At 58.0% G+C, this 22111-nt stretch carries 15 protein-coding genes; all 15 read right to left on the reverse strand.

From position 1 onward, the window contains the following. Positions 1-60: 60 nt before the first annotated feature. The 15 genes from hemE to ftsH all read right to left on the reverse strand — a co-directional run bounded on the left by hemE (position 61) and on the right by ftsH (position 22111). Positions 61-1080 carry a uroporphyrinogen decarboxylase gene (hemE, locus tag ACZ46I_RS05935; protein ID WP_464281752.1) on the reverse strand — a complete coding sequence of 340 codons (1020 nt, stop codon included), beginning with the start codon at positions 1078-1080 and terminating at the stop codon, positions 61-63. A gap of 73 nt (positions 1081-1153) precedes the next feature. Then, positions 1154-2212, reverse strand: coding sequence for a radical SAM protein (locus tag ACZ46I_RS05940; RefSeq protein ID WP_464281753.1), 1059 nt, complete (start codon positions 2210-2212; stop codon positions 1154-1156). Further along, a complete protein-coding gene (ccsA, locus tag ACZ46I_RS05945; protein ID WP_464281754.1) occupies positions 2212-5088 on the reverse strand; it encodes a cytochrome c biogenesis protein CcsA in 2877 nt (958 codons plus the stop codon). Before ccsA ends, ACZ46I_RS05940 begins: the two co-directional genes overlap by 1 nt. 259 nt (positions 5089-5347) lie before the next feature. Further along, positions 5348-5911: a CDP-diacylglycerol--glycerol-3-phosphate 3-phosphatidyltransferase gene (gene pgsA / locus ACZ46I_RS05950; protein ID WP_013506924.1), complete on the reverse strand. Its 564-nt coding sequence runs from the start codon at positions 5909-5911 to the stop codon at positions 5348-5350. 7 nt (positions 5912-5918) lie between these two features. Beyond that, positions 5919-6149 (reverse strand): hypothetical protein, encoded by a 231-nt coding sequence (locus ACZ46I_RS05955; protein WP_464281755.1) that lies wholly within the window; start codon positions 6147-6149, stop codon positions 5919-5921. Between the two features lie 1105 nt (positions 6150-7254). Further along, positions 7255-9861 (reverse strand): BamA/TamA family outer membrane protein, encoded by a 2607-nt coding sequence (locus ACZ46I_RS05960; protein WP_464281756.1) that lies wholly within the window; start codon positions 9859-9861, stop codon positions 7255-7257. Then, a complete protein-coding gene (locus tag ACZ46I_RS05965) occupies positions 9861-13286 on the reverse strand; it encodes a translocation/assembly module TamB domain-containing protein (protein ID WP_464281757.1) in 3426 nt (1141 codons plus the stop codon). The genes ACZ46I_RS05960 and ACZ46I_RS05965 overlap by 1 nt, the downstream gene beginning before the upstream one ends. A 75-nt stretch (positions 13287-13361) precedes the next feature. Beyond that, positions 13362-14987, reverse strand: coding sequence for a CTP synthase (locus tag ACZ46I_RS05970; RefSeq protein ID WP_464281758.1), 1626 nt, complete (start codon positions 14985-14987; stop codon positions 13362-13364). 90 nt (positions 14988-15077) lie between these two features. Continuing rightward, positions 15078-15491, reverse strand: coding sequence for a holo-ACP synthase (acpS, locus tag ACZ46I_RS05975; protein ID WP_226508022.1), 414 nt, complete (start codon positions 15489-15491; stop codon positions 15078-15080). Continuing rightward, entirely contained in the window at positions 15488-16228 is a 741-nt protein-coding gene (locus ACZ46I_RS05980; RefSeq protein ID WP_464281843.1) for a pyridoxine 5'-phosphate synthase, read from the reverse strand. The genes acpS and ACZ46I_RS05980 overlap by 4 nt, the downstream gene beginning before the upstream one ends. Then, positions 16228-17595: a phosphoglucosamine mutase gene (gene glmM, locus ACZ46I_RS05985; RefSeq protein ID WP_464281759.1), complete on the reverse strand. Its 1368-nt coding sequence runs from the start codon at positions 17593-17595 to the stop codon at positions 16228-16230. Before glmM ends, ACZ46I_RS05980 begins: the two co-directional genes overlap by 1 nt. A 12-nt stretch (positions 17596-17607) precedes the next feature. Then, positions 17608-18513 (reverse strand): CdaR family protein, encoded by a 906-nt coding sequence (locus ACZ46I_RS05990; protein ID WP_464281760.1) that lies wholly within the window; start codon positions 18511-18513, stop codon positions 17608-17610. Further along, on the reverse strand, positions 18510-19289 hold the full coding sequence (gene cdaA, locus ACZ46I_RS05995; protein ID WP_013506916.1) for a diadenylate cyclase CdaA: 780 nt from the start codon (positions 19287-19289) through the stop codon (positions 18510-18512). The genes ACZ46I_RS05990 and cdaA overlap by 4 nt, the downstream gene beginning before the upstream one ends. A 30-nt stretch (positions 19290-19319) precedes the next feature. Continuing rightward, positions 19320-20147, reverse strand: coding sequence for a dihydropteroate synthase (folP, locus tag ACZ46I_RS06000; protein WP_464281761.1), 828 nt, complete (start codon positions 20145-20147; stop codon positions 19320-19322). 8 nt (positions 20148-20155) lie between these two features. Next, positions 20156-22111, reverse strand: coding sequence for an ATP-dependent zinc metalloprotease FtsH (gene ftsH / locus ACZ46I_RS06005; RefSeq protein ID WP_464281762.1), 1956 nt, complete (start codon positions 22109-22111; stop codon positions 20156-20158).

The raw sequence follows: 22111 nt of genomic DNA on the forward strand, positions 1-22111 counted from the left end.
GCACAAAGGAACCTCCCGTCAACAACAGCACCGTAGTCGACGGGAGGCCCGTTATGCGAATCAGTTAATGGGGTACTCGTGTACCAGTTCCACAACCATTTTGACATTATCGACAGGGGTTTCCGGAGTGATACCGTGGCCGAGGTTGAAAATAAAGCCCTCGCGGCCGTTGTTGCGCCCCAGGATATCGAGCACGCGCTCCTTCAGGAGCTTCTGGTCTGCAAAGAGCAGGGTGGGGTCGAGGTTACCCTGTACGGAGAGATTTCCCGCACGCTGGCGCGCGTCATCCAGGGGGATGCGCCAGTCCAGTCCCATCACATCAGCGCCCGTGGACATCTGAGATTCCAGCAGGTGGGCGTTGTTGCCGATGAAGAAGATAATGGGCACGCTGCGGTTGAGCTGGCCCATCAGGCTCTTCATGTGGGGCAGTACAAAGTGGTCATAGTCCTGGCGGGAGAGGATGCCGCCCCAGGAGTCAAAGATCTGGATGGCATCGGCACCAGCGGCAATCTGGTTGTTCAGGTACTCAGCGGTGACCACCACAAAGGCGCGCATCAGGTCGGAGAAAAGGGCCGGGTCGCTGTACATCATGCGCTTCAGGGTGGGGTAGTTCTTGCTGCCCGCGCCTTCCACGGCGTAGCAGGCCAGGGTGAAGGGAGCGCCGCTGAAGCCGATCAGGGGGACATTGCGGCTGGCCAGCTCCTTCTTGAGCAGCTTGATGGCGTCATAGACAAAGGTGACTTCTCCGGCGGCATCCAGGCGCAGGCTGTCTACGGCCTGGCGGGTCCGGATGGGGTTGGCGATAACCGGTGCCGGATTGAATGCCAGATCCAGGCCCATGGGCTCGAAGGGTACCAGGATATCCGAGAAGAGGATGGCGGCATCCGTGCCGATGATGTCAATGGGCTGAATTGTTACTTCGCAGGCCACTTCCGGCAGTTTACACATTTCCAGGAAGGAGTAGTTCTTGCGCACGGCGCGGTATTCGGGCAGGTAACGGCCTGCCTGGCGCATGAACCACACGGGGGTACGGCTGACGGGTTTGCCGTAACAGGCATTGATGAAATCGTAATTTGGCATGCATTCCTCACTTATTCAGTAATTGAAACGGTAGTACCGCGGACGTTCTCCTGAGTTGCCGGAAGGTCATGTTCTATTGCAATCTCAGGGGAACATAATCGCAAAATGGCTCTTCATCCATGTAGTCGCCGGTGACACTGTAGGCGCGGGCGCGACAGCCGCCGCACACATTGATGTACTCACAGGCTCCGCAGCGCCCTTTGTAGGACTTGAAGTCACGCATGTCCCGAAAGAGCTGGGATTCCTCCCAGATCGTCTGAAAGGGCGTCTCCAGAATATTTCCAGCGCTCAGGGGCAGGTAGCTGCATGGCTTGACGTTCCCCCTGGCATCGATGAAGCAGATGGTCTGGGCGGCAATACAGCCCTTGCCTCCTCCGGTGGAAAAGGTCAGGGAGCGGCGCTCCAGTTTGGTATCGCTTTCGCGGTTGAGCTGGGGCACCATGCGGTAGTAGTGGGGGGCACAGGTGGGGCGCATGAGAATGGCGTCCTCTTCCAGTTTCTCCTGTTCATAGTGCCAGCGCAGGATTTCGTTGTAGTCCTCCTTGGCCACCAGCTCCGCCATCACATCCTCACCCCTTCCGGTGGGCACGATCATGAACATATACCACGCCTTCGCGCCCAGCTCTTTGGCCAGGCGGAAGGTTGCGGCAATATCGTGCTGATTGCGCTTGGTGAATGATGAGTTGATGAGAAAGGGAATGCCATGGGCCTTCAGCAGTCTGGTCGCCCGCACCACAGCGTCAAAGGAGCCGGGCACCTGGCGGAAGTTATCATGAACTTCCGCCGTGGAGCCATCCAGGCTCAGGGAGACCATACGGATGTTGGTGGCTTTCATCTGTTCGCAGATGGCATCGGTCAGCAGGCCACCGTTGGTGGCGATGCAGACACGGAATCCCTTACTGTCGGCATGGCGGGCGATCTCAAAGAGATCGTCCCGCATGAGGGGTTCGCCGCCACTGAGCACAAAGACCGGGGTGCAGAACTCGGCGATGCGGTCCACCAGCTCCAGGGCTTTCGCGGTATCCAGATGGAAAAGATCCTTTTCCATATCGGAAGAGCAGCGGCAGTGGATACACGACAGGTTGCAGCGCTCCGTGCTCTCCCAGGCAATCCACTTGGGAACGAATTCCATCAGCTCTCCCTCGCCAGGGGCATCTTGCCATCACGCTTGGGATAGGAAACCACAAACAGGGCCGTGATAACCACCAGACTGTACCAGACCCAGCTTGGGATTGGCATGGGGTCGCCCCCCGCGTAGGAGTGCAGACCGGAGAGGTAGAAGTTTACCCCGAAGTAGGTCATGAGCACGGTAGAGAAGGAGAGCACGGAACCAACGGCAATCCAGTAGAACTTGTTTTTGAGCTTGGGGATCATATCCATGTGGATGACCAGGCCGTAGATCAGGATGATGATCAGGGACCAGGTTTCCTTGGGATCCCAGCCCCAGTAGCGGCCCCAGGATTCGTTGGCCCAGACCGCGCCCAGGAAGTTTCCGATGGTGAAGAGGCCCAGGCCCACGATCATGGAAATTCGGTTAATGATCATCATGTCCTTGATGGAGGTGTCCAGGTGGGGGCGCTTTTCTGAGCGCACGGCGTACATAACCAGTACCAGCATACCCAGCAGCAGGCTGAGGGCGAAGAAGCCATAGCTGGCGGTGATAACCGCCACGTGGTAGACCAGCCAGTAGGACTTGAGCACAGGCACCAGGTTGGTGATCTGGGGGTTCATGTTGCTCAGGTGGGCCACCATAAGGGCGATGGCACACATGACCGCAGCTGCCGGAGCTGCCGCGTACTGCTTGCGGTGGAAAACCAGACCGGCCAGCACCGTGGACCAGGCAATGTAGATCATGGATTCATAGGCGTTACTCATGGGGGCGTGGCCGGAAACATACCAGCGTATACCCAGACCAATGGTGAAGGCCACGAAGCCCAGGGCCACCAGGGCAAACATCAGGTTATGGAACAGCGGGTAGTACCTATCCAGCAGGTTCTTCCTGCCCTTGCTCTGTTTGATGGGAATAAACATGCGGGCCAGAGCGCCAGCCAGGAAGGCCAGACCCACAAAGAGGAAGTAGGGCATCAGGTTCTTGAAGATGCTGTACTTGTTCAGGAACAGCTCTGCCTTTACTTCGGTTTCGGAAGGAATGGCCTCGGTGGGGTCGTGATCGCGCTGGTACTGGCGGATCTCCTGTACGAAGCGGTCGGCATTGCTCCAGTTGCCGGACTGAATAGCCTGCTCCACAGCGGTGAAGTAGTTGCCATAGAGACGCATGACTTCGCGGCGCTGATCCTCGGGGAAGCGCTCCATGGCTTCGGTGATGGTATACCAGGTGTTGGTAGTGCCCTCCTGGCGGGGGAAGAACTTCCACAGCATGCCGGTGTAGATCATATAGGCGATACTGACCCGCTCATCCACGGTGATGACGGCGCGATCGAAGGTATTGCGCAGGGAGGGGTCCTTCTGGTAGGCCGCTTCCACATAGGGCATAAGGACATACTGGTCGCGCTCGTCGAAGAAGTTGGCAAAGGACGTACGACGCTGGCTGTCGTTGGTGATGCCCAGGATGCGGCGCAGCTGAGGATGTTCCACGCGGATCATCTCCATGTACTGCCAGGCAAAGGGATCCACCATCATGCCCATGATGACCTGGTTGGGAGTGAAGCCCTCCAGGGTGACCGTGCGGGCGATTTTGTAGAGCAGTTCGTTCGTAAAGGTATCCATGGGCTTGATGCGACCGATGGCGGCATCAAGTACCAGCAGCTTGCCGAACTCCTGGGAGTGGCGCAGGTCAAACTGGTCAGGAACTGGCATAACCGGGCGCTGGCGCTGCATACGCTGCTGGGGTGGCTGCTGCTCCGCTGGAGGAGTCTGCTGCATCTGCTGTTGCCCTTCAGCACTTTCCTGATTGGCATATTCGGGGAAGGCCTGAGCGGAGACAGGGTTCAGAACCAGCATGGCTCCGGCCAGCATGGCCACTGCGGTCGCCTTGGCTGTCTGGGCTGTTTTGGCAGTGGAAAGCTGGCGCAGGAGGATGCGGCAGCGGCCCTGGGGCATAAAGAGGCTGACCACCAGTCCCACGGTCAGAAAAAAGTAGCCGATATAGGTGGGCAGTTTGCCGGGGTCTTTGGATACTGACAAGTAGGTACCCAACTCATCCGTATCATAGGACGACTGATAGAAACGGAAGCCCTGGTGGACGAGAATGTGGTTCATGTAAATGTGGAAAGGCTTGGGAGCGCCCAGCTCTTCATCATGGATGATCACATAACTGGAGTAGGAAGCTGGGGAATTGGAGCCGGGGTAGCGATCCAGGGCAAAGCGTTCCAGCTCCAGGCCGAACGGCAGGGGCAGAGGTTTGGCTCCATAGGCCATGACGGCGTCAAGTCCACCGATGGAGATACGCTGGGGGATGCCCTCAAGACCCTGGCCACCGACCAGGTTGATGGTGCGCTCTTCGTTGTTGTAGGAGATGAGCACGCTCAACTGCTTCTGGCGGCCGCCGGTGTGGTTCACGTAGCTGACGGAGAACTCTTTACCATCGACCTTGGTTGTATGGCGGAACGAATTGGAACCCATCTGGGAGATGAGCACTGGCCAGTCCACTTCCTTGTCACCAACGCGCAGCTGGACATAGGTGTCCGTGGAGAGGATGTGGCTGACGGTTTCTCCTTCGCGGATGTGCATCATGCCTTCGTACCCGAAGTAACGAGTCACCATGGCACCCACCAGGATCAGTATCAGGGAGAGGTGCAGCATAAAGGAAAAAATCTTCTCCGGGCGCCACATGCGATAGGTGAAGATATTGGCGATGAAATTCACCACCAGGTAGGCGTAGAGGAACTCAAACCAGCGGGTATTGTAAACCACTGCGCGGGCTGTTTCCGGCCCGTAGTCATTCTCGATAAATGTCGCCATAGCACAGGCCACTGCTATAATAAACAGCACCACCAGCATGGCTTTCATGGAAAGCAAAGCATCGGCATAAGACTTGAAAGACTTCATATCAACTCCAATGACATTCGGGAAGATTCCCGCAAATTCTACTCACACACAACACATCAACATTGCACAGCACACACTTTCCATGCAATCTGATCCATTTTATAACAACCCTGAAGGGCAATGGCAATGATTTGCGACCTGTTCCTGGTGATGCAGGTTCCAGGCGATAGCTGAACGGGATGCTGGCCACTTCGGCCAACCTTGCGCATTCTCGCACAGGCCCTGTGCGGGAACGAGTGAATTCTTCTTCACAGATGGGCTAGCTGAATTCGCCCATCCCCTGTTGCTTGCGGTAGGACCAGTAGTCGGCGAAGTAGCGCCATCCGCTGTAAAGGGAGATGATGATGGATATCCAGAGAATCAGCAGGCCGATGGCATAGATATCCAGGAACCAGATTTTCCAGCTGAGAATCAGCATGATAATGGCAGTAATCTGCAGTCCGGTTTTCCATTTGCCGAAGTTGTCGGCAGGCATTACGTAGCCATGGGAAGAAGCCACGGCACGCAGGGCCGTGACAGCGAACTCACGGGCCAGAATGAGAATGACCGCGTAGGCCGCCAGGTCACCCCGCTCAACCAGACAGATAAGTGCCGCCGCGACTAGAAGCTTATCCGCCACAGGATCCATGATTTTGCCGAAATCAGTCACCAGGTTGTATTTGCGCGCCAGGTAGCCATCGTAATAGTCGGTAATGGCAGCGATGGAGAAGACGGCCACGGAAATCAGATCCATAGTGAAGTTCTTGTAGGCCAAGGTGAATACCAGGAGGGGGATAAGGGCAACGCGCAATATGGTGAGCTGATTGGGAGTATTGATTTTCATGGGATCCTCATGCTGGCTTTATGGTGATCGGAACATCCACCACAACGAAACAGTCTAGCATACCTTTGCCTTTTGCCGAAACACTCAATTTCATAACGCAGCCGGTTGACAAGGCTCTGGCTTCTGCTGAAAAAGTCAGCAGGAACCGCTTACCGCAAATGGGATAATTCATGCAGAGCAGCCATTTTTCTCGCCAAGCCCCAGAGGACGCTGAGAAAAAAAGCAGGTAACCATTCACGGCTCCCCTGCGATTTTTCCAGCAGGAGCGCCAGTATTCCGAGAGCGAGCCCGGATGGTGAGCGGCAGAGACGTAGGTCCTCGGACGAAAGTGAGCGTCTCTGGGAGGAATGCTGGCGCGAGTGCCAACACACCGTGAAGAGTTACAAAAGCAGAAGCTTTCTTTCTGAAGTTTCGCACCCCGAAACGACAGGTTGTTAGCGTCTTCCCTTCTGTCATGCTGAAATGAGGGGGAGTGGTTCTCCACAGACTGCGTCGCTTACATTACCTTTACCTTTTTATAAGTTATTTGCCACTTTTGGATCGCCAAAAGTGGCTGGGAAGCGACCCCCAGTGCTGTCCTTTTCAGCCGTCCGCTTGCCTGGAACTGGGGACCGCAAACAACCGCCCTCCGTGGCTTTTGGTTTGCGGTTGCCGCCGTCGTGGCGGCAACCCTGCGGGTCTACCGCGTTCCAGTCGGCGCGTCCTGGCTGGGCCAGCACACGGGGGAGAGACAGAAGCAGGCCATTCCCCCCCTGAGCCCGTCCGGTGAGTGCGACGCCTGGCTGGCAAGACCCGAACGGGACACTCACAGGAAGTGAGTGGCCCGGCAGCACTGCAGGGAGGCAGGGGTCAGGCAACGCAAAGAGGCCCAGGTGCAAGGCGCGGGCAAAGCGAAGAGGGAGGCGTACTCCCTGTACGTCGCAGTGACGAGCGATGCCCGCAACGCAGCAGATGGGCCTCTTTGAGCAGCCTGCTGCCGGATCTCCAGAACAGGCAAGCAGGCGAGCCGCAAAAACGGGCGTTCGGGGGGCGCGTTTTTGCGTCCTTTTTGCGCGGTCAAAAAGGACAATATCCAGAGTCGAAAAGTGGAATACCAGATAAGTCAAGCATTCAAAATCAATACAGTTTCCGCGCGATAAATGTCAGGATAATAGCACCTTAACCCAAGACAACAAGATGCGAAACTTGAGTTTCTTTGCCTTTTCTCCGCGTACTTCGCGTCTTGAGTGAGCGTAGCGAACGGGCGTGAGAAATGCCTTTCTTTGTGGCTTTGCGGACGTTGTGTGAACCCCGGTTTATACACACTCCCGTATGGTGAATGGAGACAAAGCGGGAACGTGCATTCAGAAGCTGTAGCCGATGGTCAGGTAAATTTCAAAATCGCTGGCCTGGTCTTTGTGGCTTTGAGCCCGGGCGACATCCAGGCGGATGGGGCCGACGGGGGTGCGGTAGCGTATCCCTGTGCCCATGCCGGTGTAGGCTGTGGAGCTGCTGCTGTCTCCCAGGCGCTCGCTGTATACATTGCCGAGGTCGTAAAAAGCCACCAGTTCGAAATTTCCCAGGAAGTGGCGGTATTCAACGCTGAGCAGGTCGTAGGCAAATCCGCCGATTCGGGCTCCCCCGCTGCTGCGGGAGGCGATGTCCTCGTATTTGAAACCACGAATGGAGTTGGCGCCGCCGAGGCGGAAACGGTTTTCCAGGGGAACGGGCAGTGCGTCATCTTCACGGGTAATCTGGCCAGCGGCACCATGGAGTGCGATGACTCCCCGGGGCCAGGGAGGCAGGTAGTAGGTGCCCCTGACGATGCTCGTGTGGTAGTTGCTGAGGTTGGCCGAATCGCTGAGTGAATAGTGCTGGGTGGCGGAAAGCTCATACCCCTGGGTGGGGGAGATGATGTTGTCGGTTCCGTCCTTGCGGATGTTCAGCCCGAAATGGTGATAGGAACTCCTTGGCCAATAGTCAATTCCCTGGACAATTCCCGGGTGAACCGATGAATAGGAGTGGCTGGTGCGCCAGTAGGTTGCTGCCAGCGGGAGCGTGTCCTGCAGGTAGTATCGCACCATCATGGAAAACAGGTCGGTGCGGGACGTGTAGTTGTCGTACTCGTTAGAGGTGTGAGAGAGCGTATAGGCAGTATCTATAGGAATTCCGAAAGAGTGGCTCTCACTGTACTCCAGGGCGGTGACCTGGCGCTTTTCACTGTGCCGCTGGGTCGCGGTTACTTCGCCACCCCGGCCCAGGACGTTGCTGTATCCCACCCGGAACTGCACGTTGGGACCATAGGCCGAGTCATAACCCAGGGAGACAGCGCCGAAGAGATTGTCGCGGTCTTCGGCTTCGACAATATGGTGAACATTGCCGTCCACCAGTAACGGGGTGTACTGGCTGTAGGAGAATATGCGCTCTGCTTCGACAACCCGTCTGGCGCCTTCGATATCAGACGCCCTGGCGAAAGGTTGCATTTGCGGGTGGCCTGTCATGCGGCGGATGTAGCGCCTGGAAGTGTTCTCGGCACCGAAAGTGATAACCCCTGCGCTTCGGAAGCGTTGCCCTTCATCCACCCGCACGAGAACTCCCACGTGGTCGGGTGCCACGTGGCGCTCCACCCGCACCTGTGCTTCCAGGTAGCCGGCTTCAGCGTACACGCGCCGCACTCGCTGAGCGATCAGCTGGGGGTCATCCAGGGAGCGTTCGTTCTCCATATAGAGTTGGTGGAGGGTCATGAGCGCCTGCTGGCGCGTCTGCTCCTCCTCCTGGGCACCATCGTGAACGGCCATGTGCAGGGGCAGGCGCGGAAAGCGCATATCAAAGGACATGGTGGCCTGCCCCCCTTCCTGATCGGTAATGCGGATACGGCTTTCCACCGAGCGGTTCAGCAGCTCCAGGTAGGCCCGGCGCTGGAAGTCCGCCAGGGTCTCCTGCTCCAGGATGCCGTCCTGGAGCTGCTCCTGCAGGCGCTTTTCCAGAGAAGACTGCCATACCGGTGCCTCAATGGTGACAGCCGAGTAGCTTTTGCGGTGCCCCTCTACCCGGATGCGCAGGTGGGGAGCGGCGGGTTCGATGGATATGGATGTCGTGGTGAAGCCATTGCGCAGCATGAAGTTGCGGATGTCATGCTCCAGCAGGGGAATCTCAAATTCATCAATGGCCGAGCGCTGCTCCAGGCGCAGAGACTGCAGGAAGCGCCCGGGGTCTATTCCTTCGGGAACCTCCAGCTCCACGTCCAGCTTGTCACCGGGGAAGAGCCCGATGTAGAGGCTGACGCCCCGACGCTGGTTAAACACGTTGAAGAGCGTCTTGAAGGGGGCCGCGATGGAGAAGCCGGGAAAGGTGCGCTCATTGCGCTCAAAGCTGAAGAAATAGTCGGCCTGGGAGTAACCCTCGGAGAGTGCCTGGGCTTTCCAGTGTTCAAGGGCCTCAATAACCCGTATAGGCCGAAAAAAAGTGCCGGGCAGCACACGGGGAGGGCTTCCGGTTTCACTTCTGCCCACAAAGGAGGTGTCAGTCACCACATAGGGGCTGCCTTCACGGATCTGGATGACCAGAACACAGGTGTAGTCCAGGTTCACCACCTCCACTTCAACGCGGGCGTCCAGGTAGCCTTCCAGGATATAAAAATCCAGTACCTGCTGGCGCAGTTGCCGGATGGCTACGGCATCGGTGCCGGAAGCGGGGAAGGAAGTGATCTGGCTGAACAGGGTACTGTCCAGGAAAGCCCAGTTGCCCTTCAGGACGATTTTTTCAACCGGATAGCGTTGCGACATCTGCAGCAGCAGCTCCTGGTCGTGCACCTGCACCCCTTCCACGCTGAAGTAGGAGAGATTCTCCAGCTGCTTTGCCGTTTCCAGGGCAGTTTCCTGGCTCAGTGGCGTGGGGAAGAGCTGCTGCAGCTTCTCCCGGTCGGCGTCACTTATCCCCATGATGGTTATGGTCAGTATTTCTGCCAGCATCAGCGACCAATCCTGTATTCAATATCTATGCCGTAGGATCCGCCGATATGCTCGCGGCCACGCACGTAGAGGAAATCAAAGATTTTGTAGATCACCTGGAACTGTTGGGTGCCTTCAGCGCTGAGCTCACGGGCAATGCGCACCTCCAGCCGCTGGGAGAGCTCGCTGGTGAGGGCTATATCGGGACTGTCGCTCATCAGACCGCTGGATGAGACGCGGAACGAGGCCTCACCGCGCAGTGCGGGGCCGGTGATCTCATTGAGGGTTTCCGCGATGCGGTTGGCCAGGATATGGGAAGCCGCGGAAGCAGGGGAAAGTCCTTCGTCGTAGCTGCCCAGGAGAAGCAGGCTGATGATGTGCTCCTGGGGAAGACTGGGCACACTGCGGAAGAGAAAGCGCGGCTCGTCACTGGTACCGGTTATGGTAATGACAATCTGGTAGCCTTGCTTGGTGGTGGTCGCGCTGAGGTTCAGGTTTGCGATGAGGCTGTCGCTGAACTCTATTGATCCCCGCTGCAGGGTGTAGGTGTCCCGGTTAAAAAGCAGGCTGCCGGAGAGCACCTGGATTCTGCCGCGTGGATAGACTATTCCATCCTGCAGGCGAATCTGCAGCTGGGGGAGCAGCAGCATACTGCCCTCTGCCATGGAGAAGCGAATGGGAGAAGATGCCTGGACATTCAGGGTCCAGTTGCCGGGAAACTGCAGCAATGGTGAGGTGGGTGCTGCGGCTCCATTGCGGTCAATATTGAGCTGGCCACGCCTGATATCCACGGCGATTTCTCCCTGGGGTTCCGTGGCCGTGTCGCCGCTGACGCTGCCGGAGATATTGAGCAGCAGAACATTGCGCCCCTGTTGATAAAGCACATTGTGCAACTGGTAGCCAGCGGAGTAACTGAGCAGCCCCTGCTCATTCAGTGATGCCGACACCTGGGCCTCGCCAGTGCCATCGCGCCCGACCAGAAAGGCGATATCGTCGATGGAACCCCGGCGGGCCAGGCGATCAATGGTGACATTGGCCCTGAGTTGTCGCATGCGCAGCTGGGGCTGAGCAGCTGCGAACAGCTCTGCCGCAGTGCCGAAGGCGATGGTGCCCCTGATGGTATCGCTGCCCTCGATGGCCACGTCAACGGTGCCTCTGCCTTCCAGAGCACCCTGGGAGATGATGGTTGCCAGAGCCAGGTCAAGGGCACCCTCCACGCGCATGTGCTCCAGGGAGAAGTTCCGGAGCGAGGCCTCAGTCTCGAGGACGCCATGCTCCGTGGACGTGCGCAGGAAGAGCTCCTGGCGACTGGTTTCCCCGCTCATGTCGTGGAGGAATGAACTGCCGTGCAGGGAGACAATCAGGGGGCGCTGCAGGATCATGCGGGTGATGTCGGCGCTGAAGACGCGCTCCGCATAGGTAAGCTCCACATCTCCCCACAGGGAGATATCCTGTTCCGGGTTTTCCAGTTGAATGTTACCCAGGGTTCCTTCAAGGCGTGGCTCAGCAAAGGTTCCTGAGAGGTACAGCCCGTAGCTGTCCAGCAGCAAAGACCACTCGGCAGGCAGGGTGCGCATATAGGAGGAGAGGGGAATATCCTGCCCGGCCGCCCGGAAATTCAGCTTGCCGCCAAAATCCATATTCCCCTGGATTCTGACATGGGAGTGCTCGTCCTCGATGGAGGCGTGGACAAGCTGGTCGAGAAGCGCTCCGCTTACGGAAAGCTTCGGGCTGAACAACCCCTCGCGCCACTGGTGTTCCGCCAGCGACCCCTGCAAGGTAATCTGCAGATCCCGCACTTCGCCTTCAATCTGCCCATCAGCCTCCAGAATGCGTGGCAGAGAGGGAAGATTCGTCAGATTGCCAAAGGCCAGGGCATCCTCGAGTCTGATATTGTGGGCGGTGTAGGGGAAGCGCAGCTGAACATCATCGGCTCCGTAGACAGAGATCTGCCCCTGGCTGACCTGGGCTTCGCCAGTGGATGTGCGTGCGGTGATGCCATGCAGGGTGATATGGTTGAGATCCACCTGCACACTGCCAAAGGCGTGGGTCAGATGCCCCTGGAAGACCCGAAGATCGTTGGAGTCAAAGGCCACATCCACCAGCGGTGAGGTGGCTGGACCGTTGATACTGACCGCAAAGCGCGAGTTGCCGTCGATGAAGTTCACCCAGAAGCTTTCCAGGATGGGGGCCAGGTCGTGAACTTCGCCATGGCTCCACAGGCGAAAGAAGTCAGGACCACTGAAGGCCAGCTCACCGCCCGCTTCCGCAGTGAAGTGTTCAGAATTCAGGGTGCCATCGTGGAAGCGGATACCATGGCGGTCGATATCCATTGCTGTACTGAGCCGGGCTTTCAGGGGCCTGTGGAAAGCGTTATAGGAAAAATCCAGAACACCAGCGCCGCGCAGCACCCCTTCATCAGGGGAGAACGAACCCTCAACTTCGCCGGAAATATCATCAAAATCCAGAAAGCGGATATGGGGCAGCAGGTAGGGGTGCAGGTGAAAGCGGTCAAAGGTGGCCTGCAGGCTGATGGTCTCCAGGTCAAAGGGAACCGTGGCCCGCAGGTGGAAGTCTGATTTGTCCACAGGAGCGAGGTTCACCTCGACCTGCTGCATGTCGCCATGGAACTCTGCGCGCAGATCTGGAAAGGTACCATTGCCCAGAATGGTGGAACGGGAACTTGTGACCGAGCCCTCATGGTGCAGCTCCTGCCACTGGCCATGGGCGCGCACCTGAATATCCAGGCGCGTTTTCAGGAAGCGGATGTCGACGCTGTGGCTGGTTTCCAGGTGCATGTCGATTCCCCGCTGTCCTACGTGCCCCCGGGCACGCAGGACATGATCCTGCCATTCCAGGGCAGCCTCTTCCAGGGAGGCCGCCAGTGCAGCGGGGTGCAATGTGCCCGTGGCTTCAAGGTTCTGTATGGTCTGCCCGTGGAAGGAGAGCTCATCCAGGGTCACCTGGAAATCAAGGGAGCTGTCCATGGCCGCGGTCAGGTTGCTGGCACGGGAGCCATCTGCAAGGGCGATGTCGGTACGTTCAACGCGAATGCCCCGTACCACTGGACTGAAGCGGGCGGTACTCTGGTGCAGCTTGCTGCCCAGCACCTCAGGGTCAAGGGGTTCGCGATCCGGGGGAAAGAGATCGCCGAGGCTGATCTGGCCGTCGGAAATCACCAGCCCCAGGCCGGGTACTGCCAGGGGCCACTTCCAGAACACCGTGATCTGTGCCGACTCGAAAGTGGCCCGGTGGGTCTGGTATTCGATGACCAGGTCGGAGAAGTATATGCCGCGAAGATTGGCCGAAAGGGTGCTGTAGGTGACATCCAGGCCGTGTTCCAGGCGCAGATATTCCACCACCCCTTCAACTTTGCTGGATATCCAGACAATGCTCGCCATGGCGAGGAAAAGTATCAGAAAAAAGATGACCGTGAGTTTTTTCATGGCCGGTATGCCTTTGCCGTCAGTGTTCGCAAAACAGCCACGCTTCGCCGGGTCGTCATGGGGAAGTCAGCTCGCCTACTCCTCTTTGAAGAGTTTGCCACTCTTGACACTGGCTTTGATGAATTCGCGGAAGAGTGGGTGGGCCTTGGATGGCCGCGATTTGAACTCCGGGTGGAACTGGCAGGCCACAAACCAGGGGTGGTTAGGCACTTCAACGATCTCCACCAGGGTATCATCGGGGCTGGTGCCTGAGATGACCAGGCCAGCCTTCCGCAGCTCGTCGCGGTACTTGTTGTTGAACTCCAGGCGGTGGCGGTGGCGCTCGCTGACCAGCTCCTGGCCGTAAGCTTTGTGGGAGAGAGTATCGGGCTGGAGCCTGCAGTCGTATTTGCCCAGGCGCATGGTGCCGCCGAGATTGGTGAGATTTTTCTGGTCGGCCATGAAGTCAATGACAGGGTGCCGGGCCTCGCTGTCAAATTCAATACTGGTGGCTTCCTGTATGCCCAGGACGTTGCGGGCGTATTCAATAACCGCACATTGCATGCCCAGGCAGATACCGAAGAAGGGAACCTTCTTCTCGCGGGCGTAGCGGATGGCCTGAATCTTTCCTTCCACTCCCCGGTCGCCAAAACCGCCGGGAACCAGGATGCCATCAACATCCTGCAACAGGGTTGCTGCCCCCTGGCGCGTCACCTCTTCCGCGTCGATCCACTTGATGTTGACGCGGATGTCGTTTTCGATACCGGCATGGCCGATGCTCTCAGAGAGGGACTTGTAGGCTTCCTTGAGTTTGGCGTACTTGCCAACCACGCCGATGGTGGTCTCTTCAGAAGGATTGATGCTGCGATCCACAATGCGCTGCCACTCGCTCAGGTCGGCCTGGTTATATTCCAGACCCAGCACATCCAGAACCGCCTCGTCAGCTTTTTCATTGTAGAACTGGAGGGGGACGCGGTAGATGGTATCCACATCAATGGCTTCGATGACCCGCTTGGGCTTGACGTTGCAGAACAGGGCGATTTTCTCGCGGATATCGTAGGAAAGGGGGTATTCGGTGCGGCAGAACAGGACATCGGGCTGAATGCCGATTTCGCGCAGCTCCTTGACACTGTGCTGGGTCGGCTTGGTCTTCAGTTCACCGGAGGCGGCCATGTAGGGCACCAGGGTCAGGTGCATGTAGCAGACGTTTTCCCGTCCCACGTCGTAGGCGAACTGACGGATAGCTTCCAGGAACGGCAGGCTTTCAATGTCGCCGACCGTCCCGCCGATTTCCGTCATGATGATGTCGGCGTCCTCGTTGCCCAGGTAGATATGGCGCTTGATTTCGTCGGTGATGTGGGGGATTACCTGCACGGTGCCGCCCAGGTAATCGCCGCGTCGCTCCTTGGTGATGACGTTGTAGTACACCTGGCCGGTGGTGATGTTGGAGTAGCGGTTGGTGGTCATATTGACGAAGCGCTCGTAGTGGCCAAGATCCAGGTCTGTTTCCGCGCCGTCGTCGGTGACGAAGACTTCCCCGTGCTGGTAGGGGCTCATGGTGCCGGGGTCGATATTCAGGTAGGGGTCAAATTTCTGCAGTTTCACCCGGTAGCCGCGAGCCTCCAGCAGGGCTCCGATGCTGGCAGCCGCCAGCCCCTTGCCCAGCGAACTCAGAACGCCTCCCGTGATGAAAATATATTTTTTCTGTGTAAAATTGCTCATCATTCACCTGTGTATGTATCTTGTTTTGAAATATCGGTTTGCCCCGGCGAGGACGGGTGCGCACGAGCCGTCGGGTTTCAGGCTGTGGTGTCAGGAGGTATTGTCATGCTGGCCGTGGGGCACAGGCTGCGAACAGCATAACTCCCCCGTCTCAATCACGCAATAGGCGATGGCGTGCTGGCGGGTATGGGAGAGGGAGAGCTGTACATTGTAGCGCTGACGGTCATTATAACGGCTGAGATTACCGTAAAAAGTGAAAAATGGACGCCCAAGGGGATCGTGGCAGACCTCCATATCCTTGAGGCGACAGTCGCGCAGTCCAGTGCCCATGGCCTTGAGAAAAGCTTCCTTCGCGGCGAAGCGGGCGGCAAAGCGTTCCCGCGAATTGGCAACTCCCGAAGCATATTCGATTTCCACCGGGGTGAAGACCCGCTCCATGAAGTGCAGTTTCATATTGTCGAAGCGCTCCACCTCCACCATATCAATACCGACTCCCTGGATCATGGAAGCTCCCGAAGCCCCATGGACTGGTTGATGACGGTTTTCATCTGCTCCACTGCCCGCTGCATGCCCACGAAAAGAGCGCGGGCGACGATGCTGTGGCCGATATTGAGTTCGCGCATGCCGGGAATCTGGGCAATGGGTCCGACATTGGTGTAGTTGAGGCCGTGGCCCGCATTGAGCTGGAGGCCGATCTGGCGGGTGAAGTGGCTGCTCTCAACAATACGCAGCAGTTCGCGGTTGCTGGTGGCCTCGTCACGGGCGTCGGCGTAGTGGCCGGTGTGAATTTCGATGGCCTGGGCACCACAATCCCTGCTGGCCTGTATCTGCTGCTGATTGGCGTCAATGAAGAAACTGACCCTGATGCCCGCATCCCGAAGGCGTGTCGCGGCTTTCTCCAGCTCACGGGCGTTACCCAGCACATCCAGGCCACCCTCGGTGGTCAGCTCTTCGCGCTTCTCCGGCACCAGGGTGACCTGCAGTGGTCTGGCAGCGCAGGCAATGGCGATCATCTCTTCCGTGCAGGCCATCTCCAGGTTGATGCTGGTGCTGACGGTCTGCATGAGAATATGCACATCGCGATCCTGGATATGGCGACGATCCTCGCGCAGGTGAATGGTGATAGAGTCCGCTCCACCCAGCTCTGCCAGCGCGGCGGCGGCAACAACTTCCGGATCGTGGCCCCTGCGGGCCTGGCGAACCGTGGCAACATGGTCGACATTCACTCCCAGTTTTACCATCATACCCCCCTCGCGGCTATTTCGTTGACGATACACTCAGCGATATCATCGGCGTATTTCTTCAGCGTCTGCTCATCGTCGCCTTCCAGCATGACCCGCACCTTGGGTTCGGTGCCCGAATAGCGCACCAGCACACGGCCACTGCCGCGCAACGCCTGCTCAATGTCATGGATGCGTGCCTGGCTTGCAGGGAGATTCTCCAGGGGGATTTTTTCCGAAACGGAGCGGTTCACCAGCACCTGCGGGTAGCGGGGAATGTCGGCAGCCAGTTCATCAATATGGCGACCGTTTTCCACCATAATGGCCAGCAGCTGCAGGGCACTGATGATGCCATCTCCCGTGGTGGCGTAGTCCAGAAAGACCAGGTGGCCCGACTGCTCGCCACCCAGGTTGAACCCTCCGAAGCGCATGCGATCCAGCACATAGCGGTCGCCAACACTGGTGCGAATGAGTTTGATGTTCATGCCGGCCAGGAAGTGCTCCAGGCCGAGGTTGCTCATGACGGTGGTCACCACGGCACCCCCCTTGAGCAGGGAGCGCTGGTGCATGAAGCGGGCCGCGACGCCGATGATCTGGTCGCCGTCAATAACGTTGCCGTGGCGATCCACCACGATAAGCCGGTCGGCGTCGCCATCCAGGGCAATGCCGATTTCGGCGCCATGGCTGATGACCGCCTGGGCCAGCCCTTCCGGATGGACGGCACCGCACTGTTCATTGATGTTGATCCCATTGGGCTGGGTATTAATGGCAATGGTCTGGGCGCCCAGCTCCGAAAAGACTTCGGGAGCTACCTTGTAGGCGGCGCCGTTGGCGCAGTCCACCACGATCTTCATGCCGTCCAGAGTCATATTGCGGGGAAAGGTTCCCTTGCAGTATTCGATATAGCGCTCCGTGGCACCCTCGATGCGGCGGGCGCGGCCAAGGGCTCCACGACGGGAAGTATAGCGTTCCACATCGTTTTCCAGGACGATGCGCTCCAGCTCTTCTTCCACATTGTCATCCAGTTTGAAGCCATCGCGGTTGAAGAACTTGATGCCGTTGTCAAAGAAAGGGTTGTGGGAGGCACTGATGACAATGCCCGCACTGGCGCGCAGGGTCTTGGTCATCAGGGCGATGCCCGGTGTGGGCAGGGGACCGAGCTGGATAGCGTCCATGCCGGCGCTGGTGATTCCGGCCACCAGGGCGCTCTCCAGCATATAGCCTGAGCGTCGGGTATCCTTGCCGATGACGATCTGGCTTTTCTTGGAAGCATCACGGTCTTTGAATATATGGGCTGCCGCCATTCCCAGCTTCAGCACAAAGTCGGCGGTCATGGGATAGCAGTTGGCTTCCCCCCGTACGCCATCGGTTCCGAAAAATTGTCGCATGTCGTTATCCTCTCATCCCTGTGGTGTGCTTTTCTCCCCAGGGGGCTGTAATAGTGGAATGTACTGGGGATCAGCTTCGATAAATCGCACCCCCTGGGGCAGACCGCGTACCGCGTGTATCTGACCGGAGTCTGCCTGAGCCACGGCCTGCAGAGTCACTGCCTGGAGCGACGCCATGGTGTGGTATTTGCCTTCCAGAGTAAGTGATACCGTTGCGGGCATCAGGAGCTGCTCGCCACTTTCCGTCACAACGACAATATCGTGGAGGGTTCTGGTAACGGTTTTTTCCTCCACCTCTACGGTGATGCGCATTTCCTGGGGCTCCCACTGGATGGACGGTGGCAGGGTCAGGACAGTGTGAATACGCCTGGTTTCCCTGAGCTGGTGAATACTCAGGGGCGCGGTGCGAATAGCGGAGAATGCCTCCCGCTCCTTTTCCGGCACCAGGAGTTTGACCGTTTCCGGCTCCACGAGCACCCGCCTGATTTCATACCCTTCCGCCGGGTCTCCCATGAGCGAGGGCACCACGATGGCATGAATCGGCACGACCGTCTCCAGGTGATAGCGAATCATATTGGGCTTGATGGCCAGAATTTCCAGGCCGAAAGGCACCTTGATGTGCTCCGCGCTCAGGTTCAGCAGGCTCTCCTGGCCCAGGGGCTTGATGCTGACGGGGGCTTCAACACGGCTTTGCTGGAAGAGGCGGCCGGAGAGAATCGTATTGGGGCCGGAAACCTGAACCTCCACGTACTCGGCATCGCTGACGACAGTAATACCCTCGGGGACATCCTGGAAAAAAATGGGGAAAGTCGCGGTAATCGTACTCTTGTCGGTGCTCTTGACAAATGCCCACAGGACAAGGGCAAAGAGCAGAGCCACCACTTTATAGGTGAGGTTATCGGTAACAAAGCGGATCACTTCTTTCCTCCCCGGGGCTTTGGCGAAAAGATATTTTTCAGAACTTTTTTCAGGGTGGTGCTGTCAAGCTTGCGGATGATCTTGCCGCCGATGGCGATACTTATGGTTCCGGTTTCTTCACTGACCACGATGGCCACGCTGTCCGTCTGCTCGGTCACGCCGATGGCGGCGCGGTGGCGGGTTCCAAGCTCCTTGTCGATATCGGGGTTCATGCTGACTGTCAGAAAGCACCCGGCGGCATAGATGCGGTTGTTGCGGATGAGCACAGCGCCGTCATGGATGGGCGCGCTCTCCTGAAAGATAGTGATAAGCAGTTCCTTGCTGGCGATGGCGTCAAGGATAACGGTGATGTCCGCGTAATTATCCAGGTTGCTTTCCCGCTCCAGCACAATCAGGGCGCCGATTTTGCGGGAAGCCAGGTTGACACAGGCCTTGACAATTTCTTCCAGGGTTTCCAGCTGCTTCTCGTCGGACTTGGCAAAGAGGCGGAATATTTCGTTCTGGCCTATGGTGACCAGGAATTTGCGGATCTCAGGGTGGAAAAGGATGATCAGTGCCAGCACCAGATAGCCGGCGATATTCTTCACCAGCCAGTAGATGGTCTTGAGCTCGGCCACATGGGCGACGAAGGAGAGGCCGAGGATCAGCAGAATGGCGCTGAACACCTGTATGGCCGTGGTGCCACGCAAAAAGGTGAGGAGTTTGTACAGGATGACCCATACGAGGAAGATATCTACGGCATCGCGCCAGGTGAGGTTCAGGAGAATATCAAGCATGTCAGTGCCGCCACCGTATCAGTATAGGTATCAGAGCTTGTTGTTATCTGTATGTGCCCACAGTGCCGCCGCCATCTTCAGGGCCTGGACAGTCGCCGCAACGTCATGAACCCGCAGCATGTGCACCCCCTGCCGATATGCCTCCATGGCGACCACCAGGCTGCCGGGCAGGCGCTCCCGGGGGTCTTCCACCTGGCATATCGCGCCGATGAAGCTCTTGCGGCTGGCTCCCAGGTAGGTCTGGTAGCCCAGCTGCCGCAGCCTGCCCATGGACATGATGAGCCGGAGATTGGCCTGGCTGTCCTTGGCAAAGCCGATGCCGGGGTCCAGGAAAAGGCGTCCGGCGCTGCCACCCGCCTCAAGGAATGCCTGTGCCCGCATCGCCAGGTAGTGGTGAACTTCGTCAACCACATCGTCATAGCGCGTCAGCTGCTGCATGACAGCCGGGTTGCCCCGCTTGTGCATGAGGCAGATGTCAACTTCGCGTTCCACTGCCAGGGGGAACATGGCCGGGTCATCTTTTCCGGCGCTGATATCATTGATCATGGTGGCACCACGATCAATGCAGACTCTGGCCACCAGTGCGCTGGTCGTATCCACGCTGATCGGCACCTCGTGGGCAACCAGGGCATCGATCACCGGCAGAATGCGCTTCATCTGCTCTTCGGCACTGACTCTGGCCGCTCCCGGCCGGGTTGACTCGCCACCCACATCAATGATGTGCGCCCCCTCCACCACCATCTGCAGACCACGCTCCACGGCATTGCGCGTCTGCAGGTGACACCCGCCATCGCTGAAAGAGTCGGGGGTGACATTGAGGATACCCGCAATTTTCGGCCAGGGGGCGTAGAGGTTCATGGTAACCTTCAGGATTTTGGTTCGTTCTCGTCAGTTGGCGTGAGGGGTGTCCCCGTGTCACTGGTTTCTTCAGGCTCAGGCTCGCCTGGCGCCTCGGTGCTCTCGTCGACCTCCTGGGTGCGCTGTTTCTTGCGCTCCTCTTCGGAGGTGCTGACTGGCGGTTCATAATCGGGGTGGTATTTCAGGATGATCTCATCCAGCACCGCGCCGTCGATGGTCTCTTCTTCCAGCAGCCGCGCCGAGACATCATTGAGGATGTCCATGTTGGTTTCCAGGATTTCCCTGGCGACACCATAGGCAGTATCGACAATGGACTTGATCTCTTCGTCCACCAGCTCGGCGGTCTTTTCACTGTAGTTCTTATGCTGGGTGATCTCCTTACCCAGGAAGACCTCTTCGTCCTTGCGACCATAGGCCAGGGGACCCAGTTTCGCGCTCATGCCCCATTCGCAGACCATCTTGCGGGCAATGGCCGTGGCCCGTTCAATATCATTGCTGGCACCGGTGGTCATATGGCTCATCACCAGCTCTTCGGCAATGCGGCCGCCCATGAGAACCGATATCTGCTTCTGCAGGTAATCGCTGTCCACGGAGTACTTATCATCCTGGGGCAGGAACTGGGTGACCCCCAGGGCGCGGCCGCGGGGAATGATGGTGACCTTGTGCACGGGATCGGTTCCCTTGAGGAACTTGCCCACAATGGCGTGGCCCGCCTCGTGGTAAGCGGTGTTGCGCTTTTCGTACTCGGACAGAGCCATGCTGCGACGTTCGGGACCCATGGTCACGCGATCCTTGGCATCTTCCAGGTCAACCATGCGCACTTTGATGCGATTGCGGCGAGCCGCCATCAGGGCGGCTTCGTTGACCATATTGCTGATATCGGCACCACTGAAGCCAGGGGTTCCCTTGGCCAGGGTTTCCAGGTTCACGTCCTTGGCCAGGGGAACCTTGGTGGTATGCACTTTCAGAATGCCCAGGCGGCCTTTGACATCGGGCTTGGGGACGACCACCTGGCGGTCGAAGCGCCCGGGGCGCAGCAGGGCGGGGTCAAGAACATCGGGACGGTTGGTGGCCGCGATCAGGATGACGCCTTCATTGGATTCAAAGCCGTCCATTTCCACCAGCAGCTGGTTCAGGGTCTGTTCGCGCTCATCGTGTCCACCACCCAGACCAGCGCCACGGTGGCGACCCACGGCGTCAATTTCGTCGATAAAGATGATGCAGGGAGCGTTCTTCTTGCCCTGTTCAAAGAGATCGCGCACGCGGCTGGCGCCCACGCCCACGAACATCTCCACGAAGTCAGAACCGGAGATACTGAAGAAGGGCACGCCCGCTTCACCGGCGATGGCTTTGGCCAGCAGGGTCTTCCCGGTGCCCGGCGAACCCATGAGCAGAACGCCCTTGGGGATCTTGCCGCCCAGCTTGGTGAACTTCTTGGGGTCTTTGAGGAATTCCACAATTTCCACCAGGTCGTCCTTGGCTTCGTCAATGCCGGCCACATCCTGGAAGGTTATTTTGGTGTTTTCTTCAGTCAGCATCTTGGCACGGGATTTCCCGAAACTCATGGCACGGTTGCCGCCGGACTGCATCTGCCGCATGAAGAAGATCCAGACACCAATCAGCAGCAACATGGGGAACCAGGAGATCAGGATCTGCAGCAGCCAGGGGGTCCCTTCGGGTTCTTTGACTTCAATGCGCAGTCCGCGGGCCTTCAAGGTGGGTATCAGGTCAGGGTCATCGGGGGCGATGGTTTCAATGCGCCGCCCGTCCATGCCGCTGGCGGTGACCTTTTTCCCCTGGATCTGCACCTGGGAGATGGTGCCGCGATCCACCATGGAGATGAACTCACTGTAGGGGATCGTATTCTGGGGAGCAGTCGGGGCGCTGAAGGTATTGAACATCAGAATGACGATCAGTCCGATGACAATCCAGAGCGTGATATTGCGATAGAAATTGTTATTCAA

This window comes from Desulfurispirillum alkaliphilum (assembly GCF_055378285.1).

What these genes read in the sequence shown, in the direction of transcription:
- hemE (WP_464281752.1), bottom strand. Translation starts at nt 1,080, where the DNA reads ATGCCAAATTACGATTTCATCAATGCCTGTTACGGCAAACCCGTCAGC.
- ACZ46I_RS05940 (WP_464281753.1), bottom strand. Translation starts at nt 2,212, where the DNA reads ATGGAATTCGTTCCCAAGTGGATTGCCTGGGAGAGCACGGAGCGCTGC.
- ccsA (WP_464281754.1), bottom strand. Translation starts at nt 5,088, where the DNA reads ATGAAGTCTTTCAAGTCTTATGCCGATGCTTTGCTTTCCATGAAAGCC.
- pgsA (WP_013506924.1), bottom strand. Translation starts at nt 5,911, where the DNA reads ATGAAAATCAATACTCCCAATCAGCTCACCATATTGCGCGTTGCCCTT.
- ACZ46I_RS05960 (WP_464281756.1), bottom strand. Translation starts at nt 9,861, where the DNA reads ATGCTGGCAGAAATACTGACCATAACCATCATGGGGATAAGTGACGCC.
- ACZ46I_RS05965 (WP_464281757.1), bottom strand. Translation starts at nt 13,286, where the DNA reads ATGAAAAAACTCACGGTCATCTTTTTTCTGATACTTTTCCTCGCCATG.
- ACZ46I_RS05970 (WP_464281758.1), bottom strand. Translation starts at nt 14,987, where the DNA reads ATGAGCAATTTTACACAGAAAAAATATATTTTCATCACGGGAGGCGTT.
- acpS (WP_226508022.1), bottom strand. Translation starts at nt 15,491, where the DNA reads ATGATCCAGGGAGTCGGTATTGATATGGTGGAGGTGGAGCGCTTCGAC.
- ACZ46I_RS05980 (WP_464281843.1), bottom strand. Translation starts at nt 16,228, where the DNA reads ATGGTAAAACTGGGAGTGAATGTCGACCATGTTGCCACGGTTCGCCAG.
- glmM (WP_464281759.1), bottom strand. Translation starts at nt 17,595, where the DNA reads ATGCGACAATTTTTCGGAACCGATGGCGTACGGGGGGAAGCCAACTGC.
- cdaA (WP_013506916.1), bottom strand. Translation starts at nt 19,289, where the DNA reads ATGCTTGATATTCTCCTGAACCTCACCTGGCGCGATGCCGTAGATATC.
- folP (WP_464281761.1), bottom strand. Translation starts at nt 20,147, where the DNA reads ATGAACCTCTACGCCCCCTGGCCGAAAATTGCGGGTATCCTCAATGTC.